This is a genomic window from Actinomycetospora sp. C-140 (assembly GCF_054796175.1).
On record NZ_JBTWNF010000003.1, the window covers coordinates 25,945 to 52,068 of the forward strand.

Below are 26,124 nucleotides of genomic sequence, written 5' to 3' on the forward strand. Positions count from 1 at the left end.
GCGCTACTCCGGTTCCAGCACGAAGTCCCGGTCCGAGCGGACCTCGGCGCCGTTGCCGGTGGGCTGCGGGTCGAGGGTGAGCTCGGGCTTGTCGGCCGAGGCGACGTCGTTGCCGAGGTAGGGGTCGCCGGTGAAGAACAGCTGGCTGGTCAGGGTGCGGTGCCCGGGCGCGGCGACGAGCAGGTGGATGTGCGCGGGGCGCCACGGGCTCCACCCGGCGGCCTGGGTCATCTGGCCGGTCGGCCCGTCGAGCGGGATCGTGTACGGCGCGGGCTTGCGGGTGTGGATCTCGAAGCGGCCCTGGTCGTCGCAGCGCACGACGCCGCGCAGGTTCCCGGCCGGGGGCTTGGACGCGAAGCCGGAGTACCAGCCCTCGTCGTCGGTGTGCCAGATGTCGACGGTCGCGCCGGCCAGCGGCGTGCCGTCGGTCGCGGTGACCTGGCCGGCCAGGATCATCGGGGTGCCCGGCTCGTCGTCGCGCATCGGCAGCGTCGCCGGCGAGTCCAGCTGCGCCTGCCCGTCGAGCCAGAACGGGCCGAGGATCGTGCCGACCGAGCCCTGCTGGGTCGCCGCGGCGACCTTCTCGACCTCGAACTCGAGGTAGACGTCGAGGAACAGCGGCCACTCGCCGGTGTCGGAGACCGCGATCAGCCACTGCTTGAACGCGTCGAACTCCTCGTAGGTGACCTTGTTCTCGCGGATCGCGGAGCGGATGCCCTCGAGGGCGGCGCCGACGACGGCGGCGACGCGCTGCTGGTCGACCTGGTTGCCGGAGCCGGAGCGCAGGTTGGACAGCCCGGCGCGGGCAGAGTCGGTGGCGTGCGAGCCGGCGAGCGCGGCGCCGGAGACGGACTGGTCTTCCGTGGTGGTCATGCGGTCGTCCTCCTGAGGTGGTGGTCGAGGTCCAGGGCGGCGTCGTGGTCGTGGACCCAGGCGTTGTCGGGCAGGTAGCCCGCGAAGCGCTTGTCGCGTTCCGCGAGGCGCGGGTGGTCGTCGTCGAGGTGCAGCAGCGTCCCGGTGTCCCAGGCGCTGGCGGCGACGGCGCGGGTGCGGGCGCGCCGTCCGCCGGGGTAGGCCGCGAGCGCGGTGGCCGGGTCGTGCTCGACGAGCAGCCGGGCCAGCGTCGCGGCGTCCTCGATGGCCTGGTTGGCGCCCTGTCCGTGGTGGGGGAGCATCGCGTGGCAGGCGTCGCCGAGCAGTGCGGTGCGGCCCCGGGTCCACCGGCGCAGCGGCGCCTGGGCGAGCAGCGGCCAGCGGGGGCTCTGGGGCACCGCGGCGAGCATCTCGCGCACCGCCGGGTGCCAGCCCGCGAAGGCCTCGAGCAGCTCGCCCGCGGGGACCTCGCGCTGGGCGCCGTCCCACGTCTCCGGTCCGCAGAGCACGGCGAGGAAGTTGACGGTGTCGTCGTCGCGGCCCAGCGCGTAGTGCAGCAGGTGCGCTCCGGGGCCGGCCCAGAACTGGATCGCGTGCGGGTCCGGGAGGCTCGGCAGCGCCGCGATCGGCACGAGCCCCCGGAAGCCGCTGGTGCCGGAGTACGTCGGTCCGGTGCCCGGGCCGGCGACGGCCTCGCGCACGATCGAGCGCACCCCGTCGGCACCGACGACGACGTCGCCGGTGACCGTCCGGCCGTCGTCGAGGGTCAGCGCGCCCGCCTCGGCGTCCACCGCGGTGATCGCGTGCCCGAGGTGCAGGTGCTCGGCGCCCGCGGCGGCGGTGAAGGCGGCGGCGAGCGTCTGCTGGAGGTCGATGCGGTGCACGCCCCAGTAGGGCGCGCCGAAGCGTGCGCGGTACGCGCCACCGCCGGGGTGGGCGGCGATCCGCGCGCCGGTGCGGCCGTCGCGGTAGATCAGCTCGGTGGGCTGGGTGGACACCGCGTCGAGGGCGTCGCCGACCCCGAGGCGGTGGAGGTGGCGGGACCCGTTGGCCGAGAGCGCCACGGCCGCGCCGACCTCGCGCAGCTCGTCGGCGCGCTCGTAGAGGTCGACCGCGATCCCGGCGCGGGCGAGGGCGATGCCCAGCGTGAGGCCCCCGATGCCGGCCCCGGCGACGACGACACGGGTCATGCCGCGCACCTCCGCTCCTCCTCGAACGTCCCCATGTGAGCGAACTCTGGGCCTATAGGCCGCAAGTTCGCTCTCGTACGTCGAGCGTGACACGAGCCATCCCGGACGAAAAAGAGGCGAATGCAGAACGATTGAGATGCTATGTGTCTGAACCGTCGAGGAGTTGACCCGGCGACGTCCCCGGGTCCACGCTCCACCTGAACCCATCGGTACAGGAAATACTCGACGACGAGGAGACGCCCGTGCCGCGCATCCGCACCACCCACGTCGGGAGCCTGCCCCGCCCGCGGCCCCTGCTCGACCTGCTCGCCGCCCGCCAGCGGGGCGAGGAGTTGGCCGACGACGTGCTCGCCGCCGCCACCCGGACCGCCGTCGCCGACATCGTCGCCGCGCAGCGCGAGCACGGGATCGACGTCGTCGCCGGCGGGGAGATGGGCAAGCTCGGCTTCTTCAGCTACGTCACCGAGCGCCTCGGCGGGCTCGAGCGCCGGCCCGGCGCGGAGACCGTCTACAGCTTCGCCGCCGAGCAGCAGGCCTTCCCGGAGTACTACGAGCGCTACTTCGCCGAGGCGATGATGGGCGGCACCGTCGGCACGATCGAGCCCGTCGTCTGCACCGGGCCGCTGGTCTACCAGGGCCAGGAGGCGCTCCATCGGGACCTGGACGACCTGGCGGCCGCCGTCGGTGACGACCGGGGGAACGCGTTCGTGCCGTCGATCGCCCCGAGCGGCGTCGGCGTCAACGAGTACTACGGCTCGGAGGAGGAGTACTTCTTCGCGGTCGCCGACGCGATGAACGTCGAGTACCGGGCGATCGTCGACGCCGGGTTCCTGCTGCAGGTCGACGACCCGTTCCTGACCGAGATCTACAGCTTCCACCAGTACGACCGGCCGACCCGGGAACGCCGAGGGCGGATGTACGTGGCGGCGATCAACCACGCGCTGCGCGGCATCCCGGCCGAGCGGGTCCGCTTCCACACCTGCTACTCGATCAACGAGGGCCCGCGCGTGTTCGACGTCCCGCTCGCCGACGTCATCGACCTCGTGCTCGCCGTGGACGCCCGGTACTACTCGTTCGAGGCCGGCAACCCGCGCCACGAGCACGAGTACCACCTGTGGGAGACCGTGGCGCTGCCCGACGACAAGGTGCTGATCCCGGGCGTGATCACGCACGCGAGCAACATCGTCGAGCACCCGGAGCTGATCGCCGAGCGCCTGGAGCGGTTCGCGCGGCTCGTCGGCCCGGAGCGCGTGATGGCCGGCGCGGACTGCGGGTTCTCCTCGCAGGCCACGTTCCGCACCGAGGTCGAGGAGCGCGTGATGTGGGCGAAGTTCGACGCGATGGCCGCGGGGGCGCGGCTGGCGGGCGAGCGGCTCAGCGTGCCAGCCCGCTGAGCGCGAGGTCGACGACGGCGCCCGGCCAGTCGGGGGCCGCCGTGTCCCGCCCGGCCAGGTGGTCGGCGTAGAGGGTGCCGACGACGAGGCTCGTGGCGGCCTCGACGTCGAGGTCGGCGGGCAGCTCGCCGCGTCGGGACGCGGCGCGCAGCACGGCGGCGAACAGCGCCCGGCGCGGCAGGAGCGTCGCCTCCCGGATGATCCCGAGCAGCTCGCCCGAGCCCGGCTCGTCGGCCAGGCAGGTGCCGATGATGCTCATGGCACCGACCTCGACGTACTGCTCGCGCATCGCCTCGAGCAGGGCGACCAGGTCCGCGCGGACCGCCCCGGTCGGCTCGGGCACCCGTCCCAGGCGCAGGTGGGCGAGGGCCGCGCCGATGAGCGCGTTCTTCGTCGCCCAGCGCGTGTAGACCGTGACCTTCGAGACGCCCGCCTCGGCGGCGACCCGGTCCATCGACGTCCCGGCCACACCCTCGGTGGCGAGCAGCCGGACCGTGGCGTCGAGCACGGCGGCGTCCTTGGAACGGTCGCGGGGCCGCCCCCTCCCAGGACGTGACGAGTCCGGCACAGGGCGAGACTACGGCGGGCGTGCCCGAGGAGATCGCGGGCAATACGGTTCGAGGACGAGCCGCAGGGAGGCAGCGAACATGACCGACGGCACGGACGCCTCGACGATGCGCCAGGTGCTGGGGCACTTCCCCAGCGGCGTCACCATCGTCACCGGGACCACGCCGGAAGGGCCGGCCGGCTTCACCTGTCAGTCCTTCTCCTCGCTCTCCCTCGATCCGCCGCTGGTGCTCGTCCTGCCGGGACGCTCGTCGTCGAGCTGGCCGAAGATCGAGGCCACGGGCCGTTTCGTGGTCAACGTGCTGTCCGCGGAGCAGGAGGAGCTCTCCGGGCGGTTCGCGGTGTCGGGCGGCGACAAGTTCGCGGGCGTCTCCTGGTCGACCTCCGGGCTCGGCTCGCCGATCCTCGCCGGGGCGACCGCGTGGATCGACTGCACGCTGCACGCCGTGCACGACGGCGGCGACCACCTCATCGTCGTGGGGGCGGTGCACGACCTCGGGGCGCCCGGCGACCCGCCGCTCGTGTTCCACCGGGGCGGGTACGTGCGGACGTCGGTGGCGGAATGAGCGGTCCGCTGGCCGACGTGCGGGTGCTCGAGCTGGGCACCATCGTCGCCGGCCCGTTCGCCGGGCGGCTGCTCGCCGACTACGGCGCGGACGTCGTCAAGATCGAGCCGCCGGGCGGGCAGGACCCGATGCGCGACTGGGGCCAGGAGTCCTACCGCGGCCACCGGCTGTGGTGGACCGTGCACGCCCGCAACAAGCGCTGCATCACCCTCGACCTGCGCTCCGAGCGGGGCCAGGAGGTGTTCCTGCAGCTCGTCGAGGGCGCCGACGTGATCGTCGAGAACTTCCGTCCCGGCACGCTCGAGCGCTGGAACCTCGGCTGGGACCGGCTGCGGGCGGTGAACCCCGGGCTGGTGCTCGCGCGGGTCTCCGGCTACGGCCAGACCGGCCCGTACAGCGACAAGGCGGGCTACGCGTCGGTGGCCGAGGCGCTCTCGGGACTGCGCTACATCAACGGCTACCCGGGCCAGGCGCCGCCGCGGCAGGCGATCTCGCTCGGCGACTCGCTGGCCGGGATGGTCGCGGTCCAGGGCGTGCTGGCCGCGCTGCACCACCGCTCGGTGACCGGGGTGGGCCAGGTCGTCGACGTCGCGCTCACCGAGGCCTGCCTCTCGGTGCTCGAGTCGATCATCCCGGAGTACGACAAGCTCGGCCGCGTGCGCCAGCCCGGCGGCACCCGTCTCGAGGGCATCGCGCCGTCGAACGTCTACCGCACGGCCGACGAGCTCTGGCTGGTCGTGGCGGCGAACCAGGACACGGTGTACCGCCGGCTCTGCGGGGCGATGGGCCGCCCGGAGCTCGCCGACGACCCGCGCTTCGTCGACCACCGCGCCCGCGGCGAGCACCAGGACGAGCTCGACGAGATCGTCGCCGCCTGGGTCGGCTCGCTGCCGGCCGACGAGGTGCGGCAGGTGCTCGACGAGGCCGGCGTGATCTGCGGACCGATCAACACCGCCGCGGAGGTCGTCGCCGACCCCCAGTTCCGCGCCCGCGGGATGCTCGCGCCGCACCACGACGAGCGCTTCGGCGAGGACGTCCTCGGCCCGGGCGTCGTGCCGCTGTTCTCCGACACCCCGGGCGAGGTCCGGTGGGCCGGCCCGCCGGTGCCCGGGCACCACAACGCCGAGGTCTACGCCGAGCTGGGCCTGTCCGCGGACGAGGTCACGGCGCTGGCCGACGAGAAGGTCATCTAGCGCTCGGCGTCCTTGCGGATCGACTGCAGGTTCTTCTCGGCGCTCGAGCCCATCGCGCGGTCCAGGCCCCAGCGGGGGATGCCCGGCACCGTGACCTCCATGACCGACGCCATCTCGAGCCGCGTCCGGTCGTCGCCCTCGTCGCGGGCGGTGTAGGTGATCGTCGACTCGCGGATGAGACGGGCGTCGACGCAGGTCAGCGTGACCGAGGTGTCGGTGTAGGCGACCTCGTAGGTCGCGTCGGTGGTGAAGGTCAGCGCCCCGAGGGTCACGACGATCCGCGTCGGGCGGCCCTGGTCGTCCTTCGCCTTCACGACCGCCGACTTCGCCTCGTTGGCCCACCGGTCGGTGTTCTCGAGGTCCGAGATCACCTCGATCACCCGCGACACGGGCGCGTCGATGGTCACCTCGCGGACAACCGGTGTGCTCACGAGTCCATCCTTACCCGTGCGCGGGTACCCGGCACGCGTGAACGCGACGGACCGCACGCTCGCCGACGCGATCGTCACCCTGCTCGACCAGCGCGCCCCCGGGGCGACGATCTGCCCCTCCGAGGCGGCCCGCCGCGTGGACCCGGACGCCTGGCGCGACCTCATGCCCGACGCCCGGCGCGTCGCGGGCGACCTCGTCGCCGACGGGCGGATCGAGATGACGCAGGGCGGCGAGACCGTCGACCCGGCGACCGCCCGCGGCCCCGTGCGCTTGCGATACCCCGATACTGCACGCCGATAGGGTCAGGAAATCCCCCACGTGAGCAACGCAGCACGACGCCGTGGCGGACCGCGCCTAGGCTCCGCGGGTGATGTTCGGTGTCCTCCGGCGCATCCTGCGCGCCCTCATCGCGCTCCCCCGTCCCCTCCGCCGCCTGCTGGCCGGGCCGCGGGCGTCCGTCGACGGCCAGGTCCTCGACCTCGACGTCCAGCTCGTGCTGCGCCTGCTCGGCATGCTCGCCGGCGGCGAGGAGCCGTCCCTGGTCGAGCAGCGGCGCGCCACCGACAAGGCCGCGGGTCTCGCCTGGTCGGCGACCCCCGGCGTCACGGCGCTACCGCTCACGGTCCCGGTGCCCGCCGGACCCGGGCGCGACGAGCCGGGCAGGCTGCCGGCGCGGCTCTACACGCCGGCGGAGGTCGGTGACCGTCCCGCGCCCCTGCTCGTGCACTTCCACGGCGGCGGGTTCGCGCTGGGCAGCATCGCCTCGAGCGAGCCGCTGTGCCGGGTGCTGGCCCACCAGGCCGGCGTGCGGGTGCTGTCGGTCGAGTACCGCCTCGCTCCTGAGAACCCGTTCCCGGCGGGTCTCGCCGACGCCGCCGCGGCGCTGGACCACGTCCTGACCCACCGCGCGGACTTCAACGCGACGACCGTCGCGGTCGGCGGCGACTCGGCGGGCGCCAACCTCGCGCTGACCGCCGCGCACCAGCTCGCCCGCCACCGCGACGCGACCGCGGCGTTCGTGCTCGCGCTCTACCCCGTCACCGACGCGGGGCGCGGCGGTGGCTCGCGGGATCTGTTCGCCGACGGGTTCGGGCTGCGCACCGTCGACATCGAGGTGTTCGAGCGCTACTACCTGCCCGACGGCCTCGAGCCGATCCGCCCCACCGGGCTGCTCGAGGTCGACGACCTCGCGATCATGCCGCCCTGCTACGTCGCGACGGCGGGCTTCGACCCGCTGCGCGACGAGGGCGAGGAGCTGGCCGTGGCCCTGCGCGACGCCGGCGTCCCCGTCGCGGCCCGGCGCTTCCCCGGCCTGGTCCACGGCTACGCCGGGATGGCGGGCGTCGTGCCGGCCGCGCGCGACGCCGTCCTCGACGCCGCCTCGGCCCTGCGCACCGGCCTGGCCCTGACGACGACGCGGGAGCGCGCCCGTACGTGAGCGAACTTTGGTGCCATAGCACCAAAGTTCGCTCACATACCCCTCACTGGTGCAGCATCCGCATGGCCGCTGCGGGGTAGCGCTCGCCGGAGGCGACGCCGACCGGGGCGACCTTCTCGATCGCCTCCAGCTCCTCGGCGGTCAGCGTCACGGTCGCGGCGCCGACGTTCTCCTCGAGGTAGCGGCGCCGCTTCGTCCCGGGGATCGGCGCGATGTCGGAGCCCTGGGCGAGGACCCAGGCCAGCGCCAGCTGGGTCGGCGTGACGCCCTTGCGCTCGGCCAGCGAGTTCACCTCGTCGAGCACCCGCAGGTTCGCCTCGAGCGCCTCGCCCTGGAAGCGCGGCGAGTTGCGCCGCCAGTCGCCCTCGGGCAGGTCCTCGGTGCGCCGGATGGTGCCGGACAGGAAGCCGCGGCCGATCGGGCTGTACGGCACGAAGCCGATGCCGAGCTCCCGGCAGGTCGCCAGCACCCCGTCGTCCTCGACGTCGCGGGTGAACAGCGAGTACTCGGTCTGTACCGCGCTCATCGGCGCCGTGGCGTGGGCGCGGCGGATCGTGTCGGGCGCGGCCTCGGAGATGCCGAGGTAGCGGACCTTGCCGGCCGCGACGAGGTCGCCGAGCGCGCCCCAGGTCTCCTCGATCGGCACGTCCGGGTCGACGCGGTGCTGGTAGTAGAGGTCGACGTGGTCGGTGCCGAGGCGCTGCAGCGAGCCGTCGATCTGGCCGCGCAGGTAGTCCGGGCGACCGTTGACCTTCCCGGTGCCCTTGCCGTCGGGGCCGATCTCGTTGCCGAACTTGGTCGCGAGCACGACCTCGTCGCGCCGGCCGGCGAGCACGGACCCGAGGAGCTCCTCGTTCGTGTGCGGGCCGTACATGTCGGCGGTGTCGAGGAACGTGACCCCGAGCTCGAGGGCGCGCTCGATCGTCGCGCGCGACTCGGTGTCGTCCTGACCTCCGTAGGCGAAGGTCATGCCCATGCAGCCCAGACCCAGCGCGGACACGCGCAGGCCCTGGGAGCCGAGAGTGCGTTGTTCCATGGGACCTGGCTGCCCCCGGCCTGGGGTGCCCATGCACCGGAACGTGTCGTCGCGGCGTGACCCGCGAGGCACCTCCGGAGTGGCACGGTGACCGGTGTGCGCCTGCTGCTGACGACGCTGGTGGTGGCCCTGCTCTCGCTCGGGGCCGGGACGGCGCTGGCCGACCCGGGGCTCGTGATCGGCGGCGACGGCGGCCCGGTGATGCCCGGCACGACCGTGCCCGCGCAGATGGGGTGCGAGGAGCCCGCGACGACGCCGGCGAGCGGTCCCGGAGTCACCGGCACCCCGTGGGAGCGCGACCCCGAGGGGCACCAGCCCTGGTCGGTGTCGTCGACGCTGACCGTCGCGCCGGACGCCGCGGGCGGTCCGGTCACGGTCACCGCGACCTGCGGCGGGCGCCCGCTGACGGCGACCCTGACCGTCGCGGACACCGGGTCGGGCGGCTCGACCTGGCGGTTCGTCGGTGGGGCGGCCGTGCTGCTCGTGATCGTCGCCGCGATGGTGCTGCTGCAGCGCCGGCGCCGGCGGGCGGACGCCGGCTGATCATCATGTGACGACCCCACCGCCGCCGGGTATGCCGGCTCTACGACGAGTCGTAGGAGGTGGTCGCCGTGGCGGACGTGTCCCGTCTACCGGCCGCGATCGTGGAGCACTGGGACTGGCAGCGCCGCGCGGCCTGCCGCGACATGGACCTCGCGGTGTTCTTCCACCCGGAGGGTGAGCGCGACCCGTCCCGGGGCCGGCGGGTCGAGCGGGCCAAGGAGGTCTGCGCGTCCTGCCCGGTCGTCGACCCGTGCCGTGAGTGGGCCCGGACCGTGCACGAGCCCTACGGCGTGTGGGGCGGCGAGAGCGAGGACGAACGCCGCGCGCTGCTCGCCCGCCGCCGCCGCGCGTCCGCCGCCTGAGCCCGAGCCACCCGAGGAGGTCCCGTGTCCGACGACGTCACGACCCCATCACCCGCGCGGGTCCCGGACCTGGTGGGCGTGCCCGCCGCCGAGGCCCACGACCGTGCGCTCGACGCCGGTCTGCTCGCCGTGCCCGAGAACGCCGTCCACACCGGCGCCGGGCGCGCCCACATCGCCCGCCAGGACCCGGAGCCCGGGACGTCCGTCGCGTCCGGGTCGATCGTCCGCATCTGGATCGGCACCGACTCCGGGGCGCCGGCCTGACGGTCCGGGCCCGCTCGGTCAGGACGGCGGCGGGCGTCCGTCGTCGTCCCCCGCCCACGTCCAGCGCGGCACCTCGCGCAGCGGGTGGAGGTCGTCGTCGGTGACGGCGTGGGAGTTCTGCACGGCCACGCGGGTCCCGAACTCGACGTGCTCGATCACGGCGGCGCGGAAGTCGGGGTCGGTCGGCAGGTCGGCGGCGTCCATGGCGGCGAGGTAGAGGGCGACGAACCGCTGCCGCTGCTCCTCGGTGATCCGCAGGCCGCGGTGCACCGCGATGAGGTGGGCGAACCCCAGCTCGCGGGAGAAGCGGTCGGGCCCGCCGAAGGACTCGGCGGTGAACGCCGTGAGGTGCGGGACGTGCTCGGGCCGACCGGCGCCGAAGAGCGGTTGCAGGAGCGGGTCACGCAGGACGCTGTCGTAGAAGATCTGTTCGAGGCGGTGGATGGCCTCCTCGCCGCCGGCGTACTCGTACAAGGAGGTCACGAGACCGCCTCCCCCGCATGGTGGGTCCTCCCGCGGACGGTAGACCGCTGGACGACCGTGGCGACGGCCGTCCGCTGACGGCGAACGCCCGGCGTGATCGTGGGGGCTTTCCTGATGTCTGACGTCAGCGTGGACGCCAGGCTGGAACACCTCGGCGGCCCCGGCGTGTCGTGCCGGCGAGGATGTGGCGATCCTGGCGTCACACGCCAGGAAAGCCGCATCGCTCGTACGGGGATCAGGCGAGCGCGCGGCCGACCTGGCGGCCCGAGAACAGGCAGCCGCCGAGGAAGGTGCCCTCCAGCGAGCGGTAGCCGTGCACCCCGCCGCCCCCGAAGCCCGCGGCTTCGCCGGCTGCGTACAGCCCGGGGAACGGGGTGCCGTCGGGGCGCAGGACGCGGCCGTCGAGGTCGGTCCAGAGCCCGCCGAGGGTCTTGCGGGTCAGGACGTGCAGCTTGACCGCGACGAGCGGGCCGGCGGCGGGGTCGAGGATCCGGTGCGGCGGGGCGACGCGGACGAGGCGGTCGCCGAGGTAGGCGCGCGCCGCGCGGACGGCGGCGAGCTGGCCGTCCTTGCCGTAGGGGTTGGCGAGCTCGGCGTCGCGGGCCAGGACCTCGCGCTGCAGGGCGTCCTTGTCCAGCAGCGGCGTCGGCGTCAGCGCGTTCATCCGGTCGACGAGCTCGCCGAGCGAGTCCGCCGCCACGAAGTCCTCGCCGGCGCGCTGGAACGCGGCCACCGGCTCGGTCGGCCCCGGCCGGGCGCGCTGGAGCGTCAGGCGGATGTCGCGGCCGGTGAAGTCGGGGTTCTGCTCGGAGCCCGAGAGCGCGAACTCCTTCTCGAGGATCCGCTGGGTGAGCACGAACCAGGTGTGGTCGTGGCCGGTCCGGCGGATGTGCGCGAGCGTCGCGAGGGTGTCGTACCCCGGCCACAGCGGGGGCGGCAGCCGCCGGCCCTCGGCGTCGAACCACAGCGACGAGGGGCCGGGCAGGATGCGGATGCCGTGCAGCGGCCAGACCGGGGAGTGGTTGAGGATCCCCTCGGTGTAGTGCCACATCCGGTCGCGGTTGACGACGCGCGCGCCGGCGTCCTCGCTGATGCCGATCATGCGGCCGTCGACGTGCGCGGGGACGCCGGAGATCATCTCCTGCGGGGGAGGCCCGAGCCGCTCCGGCCAGTGGCGGCGCACGGCGTCGTGGTCGCCGCCGATGCCGCCCGAGGTGACGACGACGCTGTCGGCGGCCAGGGCGAACGCGCCGACGGCCTCACGGGAGCTGGACTCGCCGCGGGCGACGTCCGAGGCCGCGAGCACCGTGCCGGACACGCCGGTGACCGCGCCGCCCGTGACCTCCAGGGCGTCGACGCGGTGGCGGTGCCGGATCGCGACGCGCCCGGCCTCGACGCCGGCGCTCACACGGCGGAGGAACGGTTCGAGGATGCCGGGGCCGGTGCCCCAGACGATGTGGAACCGGGGCACGGAGTTGCCGTGGCCGGTGGCGGACGCGCCGCCGCGCTCGGCCCAGCCGACGACGGGGAAGAAGCGCACGCCCATCGCGTGCAGCCACGGGCGCTTCTCGCCGGCGGCGAACTCGACGTAGGCGCGGGCCCACTCACGCGCCCAGCGGTCCTCGTCGGGGCGGTCGAACGCGGCGGAGGAGGTCCAGTCGGACCAGGCGAGGTCGAACGAGTCGCGGACGCGCAGACGGCGCTGTTCGGGACTGTCGACGAGGAAGAGGCCGCCGAAGGACCACCAGGCCTGCCCGCCGAGGGACGCCTCGGGCTCCTGGTCGAGCAGGAGCACGCGGCGTCCGGCGTCGGCGAGCTCGGCGGTGGCGACGAGACCGGCCAGACCGGCCCCCACCACGATGACGTCGGCGTCGGGCACGCCGGACATCGTGGCAGGGAGCCGTCGCATCCGAGCCGGGGGATTTCCTGACGATGAACGTCAGCGTGGACGCCAGGCTGGCACGGGGGTCCGCGCCAGGGGGCGGCCGCGGGTCACTGCAGGCCGATCTTCTCCGAGCAGGTCGGCCAGGCGTTCCAGCCCTGCTCGTCCTGGACCTTCTTGGCGACCTTGATCTGCTCCTCGCGGGAGGCCTCGTCCGGGTGCGCGGCGTACTGGCGGCCCCCGAACTCCTTCCACGTCGAGTCGGTGAACTGCAGGCCGCCCTTGAAGCCGTTGCCGGTGTCGGCGCTCCAGTTCGACGTGCTCTCGCACTGGGCGAGGCGGTCGTAGGTCGCGGCGGAGTCCGGTGACGTCGCGGACGGGGCGGCCATGGCGGTCCCGGTGATCGCGAGCGGGCCGGTGACGGCGGCGGCGGCGACGATCCCGGCCTTCAGCACGGGACGGGACGGGGTGGACGGCGCGGCGTGGCGACCAGACATCGGGGTCTCCGGTTCGTCTCGAGTGTTCGACCGGGCGGGTGACCCGGGTGGGTGGACGGCGCCCCGCGGGGCAGTCCGTACGTCGCCCGGGGGGTCCTGCTGGGGAGCGGAACGACGCGACCGGCACCGTAACCGAACCGAGACCTTTCGTGACAACTGGTGACCGTGGAACCGCCATGCGTCGCGATGAGTGGTCGACACGTGGCGTCGGGCGGCGAACGGCCTAATGGGTCAGGCTCGGTGCTGAGCCGAACGCTGCGATCACCTCGGCGGAGACCGAGACGAGCGGAGCGGTGACGGCGATCCCGGTCACCCCACGAAGCCCACGGCCGCGCGGTGGCCGCAGCAGGGCTCGCCCACCGAGCGCCCGCGCCGGGGCGGCTCGGGGCGCCACTGCGCGGCGTAGACCAGCCCCGGGTCGACGAGCCGGACGCCGTCGATGATCGTGGCCAGCTCGGACGCCGAGCGCGGGACGACCCCGCCGCCGCGGTAGGCGTCGCTCAGGGCGCGCAGCGACCCGACGTCCACCCGCGCGTCGTCGCCGGACAGGTGCGAGACGGCCACCCCGCTGCCGCGGGCGACCCGTCCGAGGTAGCCCGCGACCACCGACGCCGGGTCGTCGACGTCCGCCACGTGCTGCAGGACCGAGCACAGGAGCAGGGCGACGGGGCGGTGCGGGTCGATCACGTCGGTGACCGCGGGGGTCGCGAGGACGCGTTCGGGATCGCGGAGGTCGGCCCAGCTCACCGACACGCCAGGGGTGTCGCCGAGCAGCAGCTCCCCGTGGGCGACGGCGACCGGGTCCACGTCGACGTACGCGACCCGGGCGTGCGGGAGCACCCGGCGGGCGATCTCGTGGGTGTTGCCCATCGTCGGGATGCCCGAGCCGAGGTCCAGGAACTGGTCGACGCCCGCCCGGGCGAGGAACGTGACGGCCCGCCGCAGGAACGACCGGTTCTCCCGGGCGATCTCGACGATGAGCGGGACCGCCTTGACCATCTCCCGGCCGAGCTCGCGGTCGACGGCGCCGTGGGACGTGCCGCCGAGGAGGAAGTCGTAGACGCGCGCGGAGCTCGGCCGGTCGAAGTCCTCGGCGCCGGGGACGGCGAGCGCGGGGCGCGCCCGGCCGGGGAAGAGGTCCTCGACCACGGTCCTCCCTCCCGCCTCGGCACCCGGTGTCCGAGTGGTCCAGTAGCCGACAGCGCGGAGACCGTGTCAACACGCCTCGTCGCTCGGCCTTCCCAATCGCCCGCAGGATTCCCACTGTCAGTGATCGACACGCCGGGACGACGGGGAAAGACACGCCGCCGGCCCGAGGGTAGTGACAGGTTTCCTGATTCGTGGTGACTCGGCGTGACTCTTGGTCACGGTCCGTCCGGGGACTGACGGCCGACGCGTCCGCAGTGTTGGTTCCGTGTTGGGTCGGACGACACGTCGACGTCGGCCGGCAGGGACCCCGGGCCGGGAACCGTGCGGACCGTGCGCGTCGCGGTCGTCACCGAGTCCTTCCTGCCCGCCGTCAACGGCGTCACCAACTCCGTGCTCCAGGTCGTCGCCCACCTGCAGCGCCGCGGCCACGCCGCGATGGTCATCGCGCCGGGAGCGGGGCCGGACGAGGTGCCCGGCGCACCCCGCGTGCCCGTCGTCCGCGTGCCCGCGGTCGACCTCCCCGTCGTCGACTCGCTGCCGGTCGGCGTGCCCACGCCGGCGGTGCGCGCCGCGCTGGAGGAGTTCCGGCCCGACGTCGTGCACCTGGCCTCGCCCTTCGTGCTCGGTGCCCGCGCGCTCACCGTCGCCCGCCGTCTCGGCGTCCCCGCGGTGGCCGTCTACCAGACCGACGTGGCCGGCTTCGCCGCGTCGTACGGGATCGGGCTGACCGCGCGGGCCGCCTGGCGCTGGATCCGCCGGCTGCACGGCGGCGCGGCGCGCACCCTGGCCCCGTCGCGGTGGGCGGTCGACGCGCTGCGCGAGCACGGGGTGCCCCGGGTGCACCGCTGGGGACGGGGCGTCGACACGACCCGGTTCCACCCGCGTCACCGCGACGACGACCTGCGCGCCCAGCTCGCCCCGCACGGCGAGGTGCTCGTGGGCTACGTCGGACGCCTCGCCCCGGAGAAGCAGGTCGAGCGCCTCGCCGCCCTCGAAGGGCTGCCCGGGGTGCGCGTCGTCGTGGTCGGCGAGGGCCCTTCGCGGGCGCGCCTCGGCGAGCTGCTGCCCTCGGCGCACTTCCTCGGCTTCCGCGGCGGCCACGAGCTGGCCCGCGCCTACGCGTCCTTCGACGGCTTCGTGCACACCGGGCCGTTCGAGACCTTCTGCCAGGCCGTCCAGGAGGCCCAGGCCTCCGGGCTCCCGGTGCTGGCACCGGACGCGGGCGGCGTCGCCGACCTCGTCGACCCCGGCCGCACGGGATGGCTCTACGACCCCGCGGACCCGGGTGACGGGATCGTCGGTCGGGTCGCCGCGTGGCGCGACGACCCGGACGGCCGGCGGGCCGCCGGCGCCGCGGGCCGGCGCGCGGTCGCCGACCGGACCTGGCCCTCCGTCTGCGAGGACCTGCTCGGGCACTACGCGGCCGTCCTCGGCGGCGACGAGACCGGCCACGACGCGCCCGTCGCGACCCCGGCGGCGTGAGGTGCGGCTCCGCCGCACGTGAGCACTTCGGAGTGCCAGGGCACTCCGAAGTGCTCACATGCGCCGGAGGCGCACCGAGTTCACCCGGACCACACTCGACCGTCACGGCGAGGTGGGCCCCCGGGCGATCAGGGCCCGTAGACACCGCCCCATGGCCACATCCCAGGTGCTGGCGCAGGTGAGCGCCCCCACCCCCGAGAGCCACGACGAGCGTCCGACACCGCCGGCGGGGCCCACCCCGGCCGTCGGCGGTGACCCCACCGCCGACCTGGGCCGCTACAGTCTGCTGCTGACCCGCGAGCCCGCCCACGTCGCCGCGGCCCAGCGGCTGCGGCACGCGGTGTTCGCCGTGGAGCAGGGGGCCCGCCCGGCCCCCGACGACGTGATCGCCGTCGCGGCCGCCGCCGAGGGCCGCGACGCCGACGCCTTCGACGCCCACTGCGACCACCTCGTGGTCCGCGAGGACGCCACGGGCGAGATCGTCGGCACCTATCGGATGCTCACCCCCGACGGCGCCCGGGCGGCGGGGAGCCTCTACGCCGACACCGAGTTCGACCTCGCCGGGCTCGACGCCCTCCGCGGCGAGATGGTCGAGGTCGGGCGCTCCTGCGTGCACCGCGACCACCGCCACGGCGTGGTGCTCTCGCTGGTCTGGGCCGGGATCTGGCGCTACATGGAGCTCATCGGCCGCCGGTGGGTCGTCGGCTGCGCGAGCGTCCCGCTCACCAGCGGCGGCGCGATGCCCGGCGGCGTGTGGTCGCTGGTCGCGTCCCGCCACCTCGCGCCCGCGGTCCGCCGGGTCCGCCCGTGGCGCGAGGCGCCGATCGCCCCGCACGACCCGGAGGCGCCCGGAGCCCGGCGCGCCGCGCAGGCCTCGCTGCCGCCCCTGCTGCGCGGCTATCTGCGCCTCGGCGCGGAGATCGGCGGGCCGCCGGCGTTCGACCCCGACTTCGGGGTCGCCGACCTGTTCATCCTGCTCGACCACACCGCCATCGACCCCCGGTGGCGGCGCTACCTGCTCGGGGAGGCCGGGTGACCGCCTGGTCCGCCACCTCGCCCTGCGACCCCGGCTGCCTGCCGCTCCCGGCGCCGCGGCGGGGTGCCGCCCGCGCCGCGGCGGCCGCCCGGCTCACCGTCCGGTCGACGGCCCTCGTGGTCGTGCTCGGCGCGGGTCTCGCGGCGGCGGCCGTCGTGCCGCTGCTCGGGCCGGCCGCCACGGGCCGGGTCCAGCGCTGGTGGACGGCCGCGGTCCTCCGCGCCGCTGGGGTCCGGGTGCACCGGAGCGGTCCGGAGGCACCGCCCGGGGCGCTGGTCGTCGCCAACCACGTGTCGTGGATCGACGTGCTCGCCCTGCACGCCGTGGCGCCGGTGCGGATGCTCGCCAAGACCGAGGTCCGGCAGTGGCCGGTGCTCGGGGTCATGGCCGCCCGGGCCGGCACGGTGTTCCTCGACCGTGACCGGCTGCGGGCGCTGCCCGGCGCCGTCGCCGGTCTCGCCGACGCCCTGCGCGCCGGGGTCCCGATCGGGCTGTTCGCCGAGGGCACCACCCGCTGCGGGCGCGACCTCGGCCCGTTCCGCCCGGCCGCCTTCCAGGCGGCCCACGACGTCGGGGCGCCCATCGTGCCGGTCGCCCTGCGCTACCGGCGCCGCGACGGCCTCCCGCCGGGCGGGAGCCCCGACACCACCGCCGCCTTCGTCGGCGACGACACCCTCGCGTCCTCGCTGCTGCGCGTGCTCACCGCCCCGGGGCTCGTCGTCGAGGTGACGACCTGTGCCGTGCTGGACACCAGGGCGGTGCCGCCCGGCCCGGCCCGGGCCACCGCCCGCCGGGTCCTCGCCCGGCGGTGTGCGGCCGCCGTGGCCGCCGCGCTCCCGCCGGCCGTCGACCACCCCGCCGCGGCGCGCCCCGCCGCCGTCCCCGTCCCCGTCCTGGCGACCGTGACCCCGGAGCTCGACCGTGCCGCCTGAGCCGCCCGACGCCGACGGGGCCCGCGAGGCGTCGCTGGCCGACCGGGCGGTGTTCGCCGCCCAGTTCGTCCGCGCCCCCGTGGCGACGGCCTCGGTGTGGCCGAGCAGCACGGCGCTCGCCCGGGCCATGGCCGACACCGCCCTGCGCTCCGTCCGCCCGGACCCGGTGGTGGTCGAGCTCGGGGCCGGCAGCGGCGCGTTCACCGACCTGCTCGCGCACCGTCTCGCCGGCCGCGGGCGCCAGCTCGCGGTGGAGCTCAACCCCGTGCTCGCCCACCGGCTCGCCGGGCGCCTGCCCGCCGTCGAGGTGGTGCCCGCCGACGTCGCCGAGCTCCCGGCGCTGCTCGCACTGCGGGGGATCGCCGGGGCGGACGTCGTGGTCAGCGGGCTGGGCTGGTCGGCGACCCGGCCGGGCCGGGAGGACTCGCTGCTGCCGACCGTCGCGCGGGCCCTGGCCGACGACGGGGTGTTCGTGCAGTTCGCCTACTGCTGGACCTCCTGGGCCGCGCCGGCGCGCGCGCTGCGCGAGGAGCTCGGGGAGTGCTTCGCCGACGTCGTGACCTCGCCCGTCGTCTGGCGCAACCTCCCGCCGGCCGTCGTGCACCGGGCGTCGTCGCCACGGCGCTGACCGGCGCGTCATCACCGCCTGCACACGCAGTGCCTGTCCGGGGAACGAGGAGGTGCACGTGGGTGATGATGTCGCCCGTCATGGTCACCCGAACGTCGCCGTGCGCGTGCCCGGCGCCGCCTCCGCGCGATCCGCCCAGGTCAGGGGCAGGTCGCCCGCCCGGCTGGTGTACCGTCCCGCAACCATCGGCCCGGGCGTCCGGATCGCGGCGATGTCGCGGCGTGGCGTGCGGTGTCGACCGACCGTCCGTGTGACCGTCTGTGCGACCGGTCCGACCGATCGTCGTGGGCCGACCGCGACGACCCGCACCACAGAGAGGGGAGACACCGCGATGGCCCTCCCGACGTTGACCCCCGAGCAGCGCGAGGCCGCCCAGGCCAAGTCGCGCGAGGCCCGCCAGGCCCGCTCGGCCCTCCTGGCCGGTATCAAGAGCGGCGAGGAGTCGATCCCCGCCGTGCTCGACCGCGGCAAGAGCGACCCGATCGCCGGGAAGACGAAGGTCTCCCAGCTCGTCCGGGCGCTGCCCGGCTACGGCCCGGCGAAGGCGTCGGCGGTCCTCGAGCAGGCCGGCATCCCCGAGGACCGGCGTGTCGCCGGCCTCGGTTCCCGCCAGCGCGAGGCGCTGGTCAGCGCGCTGGGCTGACCAGCGCGCCGACCCGCGTGCCCCGCCTGCAGGGGCAGCGACGACAACGGGGCGGTCGGTGGTCCGGACATCCGGACCGCCGACCGCCCCGTCGTCTGCGGGTCGGTCGTCCGGGTCAGTAGCCGCCGGCGTCGGCGGTGCCGCCCGACGAGCCCGACGAGCCGGCCTCCGAGGAGGTGGACCCGGCGTCACCGCGGGTGCCGTCGGCGCGGTGGCGACCGCTCTGCTGCTGGTCGTGCCGGGCCTGCGGCTGGTCGTGCTGACCGCCGACGGTCGCGGCCGCGGCGGCGCTGCCGGCGGCCAGCTCGGGTGCCGGCAGCTCGCCGGTCACCGGCGTGCGGTCCGACGCGAGCATCGTGCCGCCGCCGATGACCGCCACCCCACCGCCCGCGAGCGCACCCAGGAGGGCGAGCGCACCGGCCGTGCGGGTCGGCAGCGGGACGCGGCGGCGCGGGTCGACACGACCGCCGCGCCCGGCCGCCGGGAGCGGGTGCGAGGGCGTCGGGGGCGCCAGGGCGCTCGGGACCGCCGCCGGGTAGGCCGGGCGCGGCGTCCCGCCGGTGGTCGGTCCGCCGGGCGGCTCGTCGGCCGCGGTGCGCGGCACGGCCGTGCCGGCGGGCGACGTACCCGGAGCGGGCAGGCCGCCCTGGCGGGTGCTCGCGGCCGCCAGGGCGATGGCGGCGAGGTCGAGGGGCGACGTCTCCGACGCCCGGGGGCCCGCGTCCGCGCCGCCGGGCGCCGGACGGGTCGCGGCCCGCCGCGACCGTGGCAGCGGACCGGACGGGTGCGCCTCGGTCAGGCCGCCCTGGCGGGGCAGCAGGGCGCCGAGGTCGCCGCCGGCGCCACCGGGACGCTCCGCGACCGCGGTGCGGGACGCGGTGCCGGTCGGGGCGCCGTGATCGGGGACGGCGGGAGCAGGGGGTGGCGTCGCCGCTCGGGCGGGCGCCGCACGGTGTCGGGCCATGCGTGGTCTCCGTCGCGCCGCCGATCGACCTGGCCGAGGGGGAGCGAGCCAGGCGCCGCGTCGCCGGTGGGGAGTCCGGTGCGTCGGCGTTCGGCCTGTCCGCGCTGGGTCGGGGGCCGCACCCGCCGGACAGGCCACGGGCGGAACGGGCGCGGGTCCGGCACCAGCTGCCACGGGTGGCCGGACAGCAGCCACACTAGGCACCGGGGGAAGGCCCGCGGCGCGGTCGGTCACCGGTCGTCGCGGTCGGCGCGCGACCCGTCACGCGGCGTCCGGGCTGCTCAGGCCCTCGGCGTCGGTCACGGGCCTGGCGCGGACAGGTCTCGGCCACATCACGGCGTGACGTACGTCACAGTCAAGTGCGGCTGTTCGGAGCACAACCCGTTGGTCGACCTGCCGAGGCGTTGCTCCGGGTGAGCGGTGCGGCACGCAGCGGGCTCGACAGGGCCCGATATGAGGGGTTCCATCGGTGGCTGTTCCCCGACCGACGTAGTCCGGATCAACGGGCGTGGGCCCGCCCCGCGGCTGCGGCGACAACCCGTGGTCCCCGTGAGTGGGCCGCAGAGAGGCGTCGATGAGCGACCGGGCGTCCCACCCCGATCCCCATCCCGAGCGTCCCGGCTCCGCCGGGGAGCACGCGCTGCAGGAGTCCCTCGGGGCCACCGCGCGGGCGGACCGCTTCTACTCCGACCAGGTGTGCGACCGGCTCGTCCCGTCGATGCAGGAGTTCATCGCGGGGATGACGATGGCGTTCGTCGCGACGGCGGACGCCCACGGCGAGTGCGACTCGACGCTGCGCGCGGGCCCGCCCGGGTTCCTGCGGGTGCTCGACGACCGGCACGTGGCCTGGCCGGAGTACCGCGGCAACGGGGTCATGGCGAGCATGGGCAACATCAGCGAGAACCCGCACGTCGGGCTGATGATGATCGACTTCACCGACGAGCTCATCGGTCTGCACGTCAACGGTGCGGCCCGCCTGGTCACCGACGAGGAGCTGCGCGGCGAGCACCCCGACCTGCCCGAGGAGGGCGCCCCGGGCCGCCGTGCGGAGATGTGGGTGGAGGTCACCGTGGAGGAGGCCTACATCCACTGCCGCAAGCACATCCCGCAGCTGGTCCCGGTCGAGCGCACGCGCGCGTGGGGCACCGACGACGTGCGCCGCAAGGGCGGGGACCACTTCGGTGTCGCCGGCGCCCGCCGGGCGGCCGCCCGGGACGCCGACGGGGCCGAGACGGTCTCGAGCGACGCGGCCGGGTCGGACGCGGCGGTCGGCACCGGGGACGACCCCCGAGAGGCGGCGACCGCCGGGGCAGGGGCATCCTCCGGGGAGTGATCTCCGACCGGCACGCCTGGAGCCGACCCGAGCTGGAGACGGTCGCCCCCGGGGTGCACCGCCTCCCGCTGCCGTTGCCGAGCGACGCCCTGCGCGCCGTCAACGTCTACGTGCTCAGCCCCGCCGACGGCGCCGACCTGACCCTCGTCGACGGCGGCTGGGCGATCGACGCCTCGCGGGACGTCCTGCACCGGCTGCTCGGCGAGCTGGGCGCCGAGCCGGGCGACGTGCGCCGCTTCCTCGTCACGCACGTGCACCGCGACCACTACAGCCAGGCCGTGGCGCTGCGCCGCGAGCACGGCGGGCGGGTCGCGCTCGGCGCGGGTGAGGCCGAGTCCCTGGAGGTCGTCCGCACCCGCGACGAGGGCCTGAACGCGCAGGTCGCTGGCCTCGACAAGGCCGGCGCGCCCGAGCTGGCCGCCGCGGTCCGGGTCTGGCTCGCCGAGGCCGAGCCGCCCCCGAGCGAGGACTTCGCCGACCCCGACGAGTGGCTCACCGACGGCCAGGAGCTCCGCGCGGGCGGGCGCCGGCTGATCGCCCGCGAGACCCCGGGCCACACCCGCGGGCACCTCGTCTTCGTGGACGAGACCGCCGCCGACGCGACGATGCTCTACGCCGGCGACCACGTCCTGCCCCACATCACGCCGTCGATCGGCTTCGAGCCGGCCGCCCGGCCCGGCGCCCTCATCCGCTACCTGGCCTCGCTCGCCGCGCTGCGGGCCGAGCCCGACCGGCTGCTGCTGCCCGCCCACGGGCCGGTCGCGCCGAGCGTCCACGCCCGCGTCGACGAGCTCCTCGCCCACCACGACAAGCGTCTCGACGAGATCGCCGCGGCGGTCGACGACGGGATGACCACCGCGGCCGAGATCGCCGGCGCGCTGCGCTGGACGCGCCGCGAACTGCGTCTCGAGGACATGGAGGTCTTCAACCGGATGCTCGCGGTGCTGGAGACCGACGCCCACCTCGAGGTGCTCGCCACCCAGGACCGGGTGCGCCGGACCGCCGAGCCCGGCCCCGACGGCGCCGACGGGCCCGACGTCTTCCGGAACACCCCCGGCTGACTCGCCGGACGGACGCCCGCCTCGCGGACCGGACACCGGCACCGGATCACCCCGGGTCGATCGGCTGCTCGGCGGCACGGTGTCGGGGTGCGGGGCTACGGTGGATGGTCGTCCCGGCCACCGGCGCCGGAGCCCGAGACGCTGGAGAAGGCCCGCGTGAGGAGTACGACCCCGTCCGCCGAGCCCGACGTCGACCCTGCCACCGATCCGGTCGCCGGCGAGCAGCCCTACGTGACCATGCTCTACGGCAAGCTCGACGAGCGCCGGACCGAGACCGCGGCGCTGCTCGCGCGCGTCCTGCGCGAGGAGACCACCGGGACGCCCCAGGCCGTCTCCGAGCGCGACGCCGCGGCCCAGATGTACTCCGAGCAGCTCGCGACGCTCTCGGCGGTCGAGAACGGGCTGTGCTTCGGGCGCCTGGACCTCGACCCGGACCGCCCGCCGCCCCCGCCGGTCGACGGCGCGCCCGACGCGATCGAGGGGCTCGACCAGGACGTGCTCTACGTCGGGCGCCTCGGCCTGCTCGACGACCAGCACGACTACGAGCCACTGCTCGTCGACTGGCGCGCCCCGGCGGCGCGGCCGTACTACACGGCCACGGCGGCCTCGCCCGACGGCGTGCGCCGCCGCCGGCACATCCGCTCGCGCAGCCGCCGGGTGACCGCGGTCGACGACGAGATCCTCGACCTCGAGGAGGCGGCGAGGCTCGGCGCCACCGTCGCCCAGCGCACCGGGCTGACCGGCGAGGCGGTGCTGCTCGCGGCGCTCTCGGCGGGGCGCACCGGGCGCATGGGCGACATCGTCGCGACCATCCAGGGCGAGCAGGACCGGGTCATCCGCTCGAGCGCCAACGGCGTGGTCGTGGTCGAGGGCGGCCCGGGCACGGGCAAGACCGCGGTGGCGCTGCACCGCGCGGCGTACCTGCTCTACACCCACCGCCGCCAGCTGGCCCGCCGCGGCGTGCTCGTCGTCGGCCCCAACCCGACGTTCCTGCACTACATCGAGCAGGTGCTGCCCTCGCTCGGTGAGACGAGCGTGCTGCTCTCGACCGTCGGCGAGCTCTACCCCGGTCTGTCCGCCCGCCGCGCCGAGCCCGCGGCGACCGCGGCGCTCAAGGGCCACGTCGAGATGACCAAGGTGCTCTCCACCGCGGTGCGCGACCGCCAGGAGCTGCCCCGGCAGCCGATCGGGCTCACCGTCGACGGCGAGCCCGTCGTGGTCGACCGCGACGTCGTGGCCCAGGCGCGCACCCGGGCCCGGCGCACCCGCCGCCCGCACAACGACGCCAAGCGCACCTTCGTCCGGGAGGTGGTCGACCAGCTCGCGCGCCGCGAGGTCGACCGGGTGGGCAAGGACCTCGACGGTCGGAGCAACCTGCTCGACCGCGGCGACCTCGCCGACGTCCGCGCCGGGCTGCGCGCCGACCCCGACCTGCGGGCGGTGCTCGACGACCTGTGGCCCACGATCACGCCGCCGCAGCTGCTCGCCGACCTCTGGACCTCCCCGCGGCGCCTGCGGGCGGCCACGCGCGGCTGGTCGGACGCCGACCGCGACCGGCTCGCCCGCGACGATGCACCCGCGGATCTCCTCGACGGCACCTGGTGGAGCCCCGCCGACGCGGTGCTGCTCGACGAGGTCGCGGAGCTGCTCGGCGAGGACGACACCGCCGCCCGCGAGGCAGAGGAGCGCAAGCGCGAGGCCGACGAGGCCTACGCCGCCGGCGTGCTGGAGATCCTCGCGATGGAGGAGGACTGGGACCCCGAGCTCCTGCGTCCCACCGACGTCGTCGACGCGAGCGTGCTCGCCGACCGCACCCGGGAGGCCACCTACGCCTCCGCGGCCGAGCGCGCCGCCGACGACCGCACCTGGACGTTCGGCCACGTGATCGTCGACGAGGCGCAGGAGCTCTCGCCGATGGCCTGGCGGGTGCTCATGCGCCGCTGCCCCAGCCGGTCGATGACGCTGGTCGGCGACGTCGCCCAGACCGGCGCCCGGGGCGGCGCGTCCTCGTGGGGCGAGGTGCTCTCGCCGTACGTGGCGAAGCGCTGGCGCCGCGAGGTGCTCACGGTCAACTACCGCACGCCGGCCGAGATCATGGCCGTCGCCGCGGACGTGCTGGCCGCCATCGACCCCTCCGCGACGCCCCCGGAGTCGGTGCGCGAGTCCGGCGTCGCGCCGGTCGCGGTGCGCGTCGACGCACCGGAGCTCGTCGCCGCCGCGGCCGAGCGGGCCCGCGCGGCGCGCGACGCGGTGGTCGACGCCGAGGGCGCCGGCCGCGTGGCCGTGCTCGCCCCGGGCGGGCGGGTGGGGGCCCTCGCGGACGCGCTCGGTGTCACCGCCGGGCCGGGGGAGACCGCGGAGGGGACGGCGGACGGCGTCGACCTGGGCTCCGAGATCGTCGTGTGCGAGGTCGCCGACGCCAAGGGCCTCGAGTTCGACGCGGTCGTGCTCGTCGACCCGGCCGGGATCGTCGGCGATTCCCCCCGCGGGCTCAATGACCTCTACGTGGCCCTCACCCGGGCCACCCGGTCGTTGGCGGTCGTGCACCCGGACGCCCTACCGGACGTCCTCGGTCGCCTGACGGGGTAACGCCGCAACCCGCCACGTCGAACCACCGGGCAGGGGCCGCACGTGTTCCGTGACGTGCGGCACGGCCGAGGCCGCGATCACCGCCGCCGGCAACCCCCCGTTCGGGCGACGCGCCGCCCGGGACGTCACGCAGACGAGGGACCGGCCGTACGGGATGATCGGGGCGGACCGCGCACCGGGAGGAGGGCGGGCTGTTGAGCACCGACACCGGTCCGCCCGCGATGGTGGGCGGCCGCTACACCGTCGGCGACCTCATCGGGCGAGGTGGCGCGGCCGACGTCTTCCGCGCCCGCGACGAGCTCCTGGGCCGCGACGTCGCCATCAAGATGTTCAACGCCGCCGGCTCGGCCGCGGCGCCCGACGCCCAGCCGGGGGACCCGGCCGACCCCGCCGAGAAGATCGGCGACATCGAGGAGGGCCAGGAGGCCCGCCACCGCCGTGAGGTGCTCACCCTCGCCGGGCTGTCGCACCCCGGCCTCGTCACCGTCTACGACGTCGGTGACGAGGACGGCCGCGCGTACTTCGTCATGCAGCTCATCGAGGGCGACACCCTCGCGCAGCGGGTGCGCACCGGCCCGCTGCCCGTGGTGGACGTCGTCGCGCTCGGCGCGGCCCTCGCCGACGCGCTCGCCTACGTGCACCGCCGCGGCGTCGTCCACCGCGACGTCAAGCCGGGCAACGTGCTGCTCGACGCGGAGGGCCGCGCGCACCTCTCGGACTTCGGCATCGCCGCCGTCCACGACGCCGCGCCGGTCACGGCGGCGGGCATGGTCATCGGGACGGCCTCGTACCTGAGCCCCGAGCAGGTCCGCGGCGAACCGATCGACGGCGCCGTCGACATCTACGCGCTGGGCCTCGTGCTCATCGAGTGCCTCACCGGGCGCCGCGAGTACCCGGGCAACGCCCTCGAGGCCGCGGTCGCCCGTCTGCACCGTCGCCCGGTGGTGCCCCCGGGGCTGCCGCCCGGCCTCGAGGCGCTGCTGACCGCCATGACCGCTGACGACCCGGGCGACCGGCCGACGGCGGACGAGGTGGTGGCGGCCCTGCGCGGGGTCTCGCGCGAGGTGGGCATGGAGGCCGAGACCGTGCTCTCGCCGGTCCTCATGACCGCGCCGACCGCCGTCGTCAACGGCTCCGGACCGCTCGCGGCCCAGCCCGCCGCCGTCGGCGTGGTGGCCGTCGCCCCGGAGCTCGACACGACCGGCGCGTCCCCGCTCGCGCAGCCGGGACGGCGGCGTCGCCGGATCGCCGCCGCGATCGCCGCGGCGGCGGCCGTGCTCCTCGTCGCCGGATCGGCCGTCGCGTACGCCGTGCTCTCGAACGACCAGCCGCTGCCGCCCCCGGTGCCGTCGGCGACCCTCGCGCCGCCCCCGCCGCCCCTGCCGGTCGCCCCGCAGGTCACCACGACCACCCGGGACGAGACCGAGGTGGCGACGGCCCCGCGCACCCGGCGCACCACCACCGAGCGGCGGACGACCACCACCACGCGGACGACCACGACCACGACGACGACCCCGCCCGCGGCGGTACCGCCGCCGGTGGTGCCCCCGACGACGACCACGACGACCACCGCCGTCGTCCCGTAGG

Annotated in this window: 27 protein-coding genes; 17 read left to right on the forward strand and 10 right to left on the reverse strand. The window is 75.6% G+C overall.

Translation table 11 applies throughout. The features are described 5' to 3' along the window. Positions 1 to 3: 3 nt before the first annotated feature. Both ACR9E3_RS05730 and ACR9E3_RS05735 read right to left on the reverse strand, forming a co-directional pair. Positions 4 to 873: a dioxygenase family protein gene (locus ACR9E3_RS05730; protein WP_460379103.1), complete on the reverse strand. Its 870-nt coding sequence runs from the start codon at positions 871 to 873 to the stop codon at positions 4 to 6. Next, positions 870 to 2,063 (reverse strand): FAD-dependent monooxygenase, encoded by a 1,194-nt coding sequence (locus tag ACR9E3_RS05735; protein ID WP_460379104.1) that lies wholly within the window; start codon positions 2,061 to 2,063, stop codon positions 870 to 872. The genes ACR9E3_RS05730 and ACR9E3_RS05735 overlap by 4 nt, the downstream gene beginning before the upstream one ends. Before the next feature lie 242 nt (positions 2,064 to 2,305). On the opposite strand from ACR9E3_RS05735, the gene ACR9E3_RS05740 reads away from it, so the two are divergent. Further along, the gene (locus ACR9E3_RS05740) at positions 2,306 to 3,457 is read left to right on the forward strand and encodes a cobalamin-independent methionine synthase II family protein (RefSeq protein ID WP_460379105.1); all 1,152 of its coding nucleotides are present in this window, start codon (positions 2,306 to 2,308) and stop codon (positions 3,455 to 3,457) included. Here ACR9E3_RS05740 and ACR9E3_RS05745 read toward each other — a convergent pair. Further along, on the reverse strand, positions 3,438 to 3,965 hold the full coding sequence (locus ACR9E3_RS05745; RefSeq protein WP_460379106.1) for a TetR/AcrR family transcriptional regulator: 528 nt from the start codon (positions 3,963 to 3,965) through the stop codon (positions 3,438 to 3,440). The genes ACR9E3_RS05740 and ACR9E3_RS05745 overlap by 20 nt on opposite strands. 139 nt (positions 3,966 to 4,104) lie before the next feature. Here ACR9E3_RS05745 and ACR9E3_RS05750 point away from each other — a divergent pair, with 139 nt between their 5' ends. After that, positions 4,105 to 4,590, forward strand: coding sequence for a flavin reductase family protein (locus ACR9E3_RS05750; RefSeq protein WP_460379107.1), 486 nt, complete (start codon positions 4,105 to 4,107; stop codon positions 4,588 to 4,590). Further along, entirely contained in the window at positions 4,587 to 5,783 is a 1,197-nt protein-coding gene (locus ACR9E3_RS05755) for a CaiB/BaiF CoA transferase family protein (protein WP_460379108.1), read from the forward strand. The genes ACR9E3_RS05750 and ACR9E3_RS05755 overlap by 4 nt, the downstream gene beginning before the upstream one ends. Here ACR9E3_RS05755 and ACR9E3_RS05760 read toward each other — a convergent pair. Next, positions 5,780 to 6,214 carry an SRPBCC family protein gene (locus tag ACR9E3_RS05760; protein WP_460379109.1) on the reverse strand — a complete coding sequence of 145 codons (435 nt, stop codon included), beginning with the start codon at positions 6,212 to 6,214 and terminating at the stop codon, positions 5,780 to 5,782. The genes ACR9E3_RS05755 and ACR9E3_RS05760 overlap by 4 nt on opposite strands. Before the next feature lie 37 nt (positions 6,215 to 6,251). Between ACR9E3_RS05760 and ACR9E3_RS05765 the strand changes: the two genes are divergently transcribed. Further along, positions 6,252 to 6,515: a DUF3253 domain-containing protein gene (locus ACR9E3_RS05765; RefSeq protein ID WP_460379110.1), complete on the forward strand. Its 264-nt coding sequence runs from the start codon at positions 6,252 to 6,254 to the stop codon at positions 6,513 to 6,515. Between the two features lie 70 nt (positions 6,516 to 6,585). Further along, positions 6,586 to 7,653 (forward strand): alpha/beta hydrolase, encoded by a 1,068-nt coding sequence (locus ACR9E3_RS05770; RefSeq protein WP_460379111.1) that lies wholly within the window; start codon positions 6,586 to 6,588, stop codon positions 7,651 to 7,653. Between the two features lie 43 nt (positions 7,654 to 7,696). Here the strand turns inward: ACR9E3_RS05770 and ACR9E3_RS05775 are convergent, their stop codons facing one another. Further along, the gene (locus ACR9E3_RS05775) at positions 7,697 to 8,689 is read right to left on the reverse strand and encodes an aldo/keto reductase (RefSeq protein WP_460379112.1); all 993 of its coding nucleotides are present in this window, start codon (positions 8,687 to 8,689) and stop codon (positions 7,697 to 7,699) included. Between the two features lie 87 nt (positions 8,690 to 8,776). On the opposite strand from ACR9E3_RS05775, the gene ACR9E3_RS05780 reads away from it, so the two are divergent. The 3 genes from ACR9E3_RS05780 (at position 8,777) to ACR9E3_RS05790 (ending at position 9,858) form a co-directional block, all read left to right on the forward strand. After that, the gene (locus tag ACR9E3_RS05780) at positions 8,777 to 9,232 is read left to right on the forward strand and encodes a hypothetical protein (protein ID WP_460379113.1); all 456 of its coding nucleotides are present in this window, start codon (positions 8,777 to 8,779) and stop codon (positions 9,230 to 9,232) included. Positions 9,233 to 9,300: 68 nt separating this feature from the next. Continuing rightward, positions 9,301 to 9,594 carry a WhiB family transcriptional regulator gene (locus tag ACR9E3_RS05785; RefSeq protein ID WP_460379114.1) on the forward strand — a complete coding sequence of 98 codons (294 nt, stop codon included), beginning with the start codon at positions 9,301 to 9,303 and terminating at the stop codon, positions 9,592 to 9,594. A 24-nt stretch (positions 9,595 to 9,618) separates the two neighbouring features. Next, the gene (locus ACR9E3_RS05790; RefSeq protein WP_460379115.1) at positions 9,619 to 9,858 is read left to right on the forward strand and encodes a PASTA domain-containing protein; all 240 of its coding nucleotides are present in this window, start codon (positions 9,619 to 9,621) and stop codon (positions 9,856 to 9,858) included. Between the two features lie 18 nt (positions 9,859 to 9,876). On the opposite strand, the gene ACR9E3_RS05795 is transcribed toward ACR9E3_RS05790, so the two are convergent. The 4 genes from ACR9E3_RS05795 to ACR9E3_RS05810 all read right to left on the reverse strand — a co-directional run bounded on the left by ACR9E3_RS05795 (position 9,877) and on the right by ACR9E3_RS05810 (position 13,869). Continuing rightward, positions 9,877 to 10,341, reverse strand: coding sequence for a group II truncated hemoglobin (locus ACR9E3_RS05795; RefSeq protein ID WP_460379116.1), 465 nt, complete (start codon positions 10,339 to 10,341; stop codon positions 9,877 to 9,879). 235 nt (positions 10,342 to 10,576) lie between these two features. Next, positions 10,577 to 12,220 carry an FAD-binding dehydrogenase gene (locus ACR9E3_RS05800; RefSeq protein WP_460379117.1) on the reverse strand — a complete coding sequence of 548 codons (1,644 nt, stop codon included), beginning with the start codon at positions 12,218 to 12,220 and terminating at the stop codon, positions 10,577 to 10,579. Positions 12,221 to 12,333: 113 nt separating this feature from the next. Next, a complete protein-coding gene (locus ACR9E3_RS05805; RefSeq protein ID WP_460379118.1) occupies positions 12,334 to 12,720 on the reverse strand; it encodes a transglycosylase family protein in 387 nt (128 codons plus the stop codon). 309 nt (positions 12,721 to 13,029) lie between these two features. After that, a complete protein-coding gene (locus ACR9E3_RS05810) occupies positions 13,030 to 13,869 on the reverse strand; it encodes an SAM-dependent methyltransferase (RefSeq protein ID WP_460379119.1) in 840 nt (279 codons plus the stop codon). 330 nt (positions 13,870 to 14,199) lie between these two features. Here ACR9E3_RS05810 and ACR9E3_RS05815 point away from each other — a divergent pair, with 330 nt between their 5' ends. From ACR9E3_RS05815 to mihF, 5 genes are all read left to right on the forward strand, one after another. Beyond that, the gene (locus tag ACR9E3_RS05815; RefSeq protein WP_460379120.1) at positions 14,200 to 15,351 is read left to right on the forward strand and encodes a glycosyltransferase family 4 protein; all 1,152 of its coding nucleotides are present in this window, start codon (positions 14,200 to 14,202) and stop codon (positions 15,349 to 15,351) included. 151 nt (positions 15,352 to 15,502) lie between these two features. Then, the gene (locus ACR9E3_RS05820; protein ID WP_460379121.1) at positions 15,503 to 16,387 is read left to right on the forward strand and encodes a GNAT family N-acetyltransferase; all 885 of its coding nucleotides are present in this window, start codon (positions 15,503 to 15,505) and stop codon (positions 16,385 to 16,387) included. Continuing rightward, on the forward strand, positions 16,384 to 17,319 hold the full coding sequence (locus tag ACR9E3_RS05825; RefSeq protein WP_460379122.1) for a lysophospholipid acyltransferase family protein: 936 nt from the start codon (positions 16,384 to 16,386) through the stop codon (positions 17,317 to 17,319). The genes ACR9E3_RS05820 and ACR9E3_RS05825 overlap by 4 nt, the downstream gene beginning before the upstream one ends. After that, positions 17,309 to 17,947 (forward strand): class I SAM-dependent methyltransferase, encoded by a 639-nt coding sequence (locus ACR9E3_RS05830; RefSeq protein WP_460379123.1) that lies wholly within the window; start codon positions 17,309 to 17,311, stop codon positions 17,945 to 17,947. The genes ACR9E3_RS05825 and ACR9E3_RS05830 overlap by 11 nt, the downstream gene beginning before the upstream one ends. Before the next feature lie 331 nt (positions 17,948 to 18,278). Then, complete coding sequence (mihF, locus tag ACR9E3_RS05835) at positions 18,279 to 18,590, forward strand: integration host factor, actinobacterial type (RefSeq protein ID WP_274284601.1); 312 nt, start codon at positions 18,279 to 18,281, stop codon at positions 18,588 to 18,590. A 115-nt stretch (positions 18,591 to 18,705) separates the two neighbouring features. Here mihF and ACR9E3_RS05840 read toward each other — a convergent pair whose 3' ends face one another. After that, the gene (locus ACR9E3_RS05840; RefSeq protein ID WP_460379124.1) at positions 18,706 to 19,554 is read right to left on the reverse strand and encodes a hypothetical protein; all 849 of its coding nucleotides are present in this window, start codon (positions 19,552 to 19,554) and stop codon (positions 18,706 to 18,708) included. 574 nt (positions 19,555 to 20,128) lie between these two features. Here ACR9E3_RS05840 and ACR9E3_RS05845 point away from each other — a divergent pair. From ACR9E3_RS05845 to ACR9E3_RS05860, 4 genes are all read left to right on the forward strand, one after another. Further along, a complete protein-coding gene (locus ACR9E3_RS05845; RefSeq protein ID WP_460379125.1) occupies positions 20,129 to 20,887 on the forward strand; it encodes a pyridoxamine 5'-phosphate oxidase family protein in 759 nt (252 codons plus the stop codon). Further along, positions 20,884 to 21,948 (forward strand): MBL fold metallo-hydrolase, encoded by a 1,065-nt coding sequence (locus ACR9E3_RS05850; protein WP_460379126.1) that lies wholly within the window; start codon positions 20,884 to 20,886, stop codon positions 21,946 to 21,948. The genes ACR9E3_RS05845 and ACR9E3_RS05850 overlap by 4 nt, the downstream gene beginning before the upstream one ends. 156 nt (positions 21,949 to 22,104) lie before the next feature. Then, positions 22,105 to 24,537 (forward strand): HelD family protein, encoded by a 2,433-nt coding sequence (locus ACR9E3_RS05855; protein WP_460379127.1) that lies wholly within the window; start codon positions 22,105 to 22,107, stop codon positions 24,535 to 24,537. Positions 24,538 to 24,731: 194 nt separating this feature from the next. Next, the gene (locus tag ACR9E3_RS05860) at positions 24,732 to 26,123 is read left to right on the forward strand and encodes a serine/threonine-protein kinase (RefSeq protein WP_460379128.1); all 1,392 of its coding nucleotides are present in this window, start codon (positions 24,732 to 24,734) and stop codon (positions 26,121 to 26,123) included. The last annotated feature ends 1 nt before the right edge of the window (position 26,124 follow it).

Bases quoted from the DNA above. Each gene is read 5' to 3' on its own strand.
- ACR9E3_RS05735 (WP_460379104.1), bottom strand. From the start codon at position 2,063: ATGACCCGTGTCGTCGTCGCCGGGGCCGGCATCGGGGGCCTCACGCTG.
- ACR9E3_RS05755 (WP_460379108.1), top strand. From the start codon at position 4,587: ATGAGCGGTCCGCTGGCCGACGTGCGGGTGCTCGAGCTGGGCACCATC.
- ACR9E3_RS05775 (WP_460379112.1), bottom strand. From the start codon at position 8,689: ATGGAACAACGCACTCTCGGCTCCCAGGGCCTGCGCGTGTCCGCGCTG.
- mihF (WP_274284601.1), top strand. From the start codon at position 18,279: ATGGCCCTCCCGACGTTGACCCCCGAGCAGCGCGAGGCCGCCCAGGCC.
- ACR9E3_RS05730 (WP_460379103.1), bottom strand. From the start codon at position 873: ATGACCACCACGGAAGACCAGTCCGTCTCCGGCGCCGCGCTCGCCGGC.
- ACR9E3_RS05750 (WP_460379107.1), top strand. From the start codon at position 4,105: ATGACCGACGGCACGGACGCCTCGACGATGCGCCAGGTGCTGGGGCAC.
- ACR9E3_RS05840 (WP_460379124.1), bottom strand. From the start codon at position 19,554: ATGGCCCGACACCGTGCGGCGCCCGCCCGAGCGGCGACGCCACCCCCT.
- ACR9E3_RS05805 (WP_460379118.1), bottom strand. From the start codon at position 12,720: ATGTCTGGTCGCCACGCCGCGCCGTCCACCCCGTCCCGTCCCGTGCTG.
- ACR9E3_RS05820 (WP_460379121.1), top strand. From the start codon at position 15,503: ATGGCCACATCCCAGGTGCTGGCGCAGGTGAGCGCCCCCACCCCCGAG.
- ACR9E3_RS05770 (WP_460379111.1), top strand. From the start codon at position 6,586: ATGTTCGGTGTCCTCCGGCGCATCCTGCGCGCCCTCATCGCGCTCCCC.
- ACR9E3_RS05845 (WP_460379125.1), top strand. From the start codon at position 20,129: ATGAGCGACCGGGCGTCCCACCCCGATCCCCATCCCGAGCGTCCCGGC.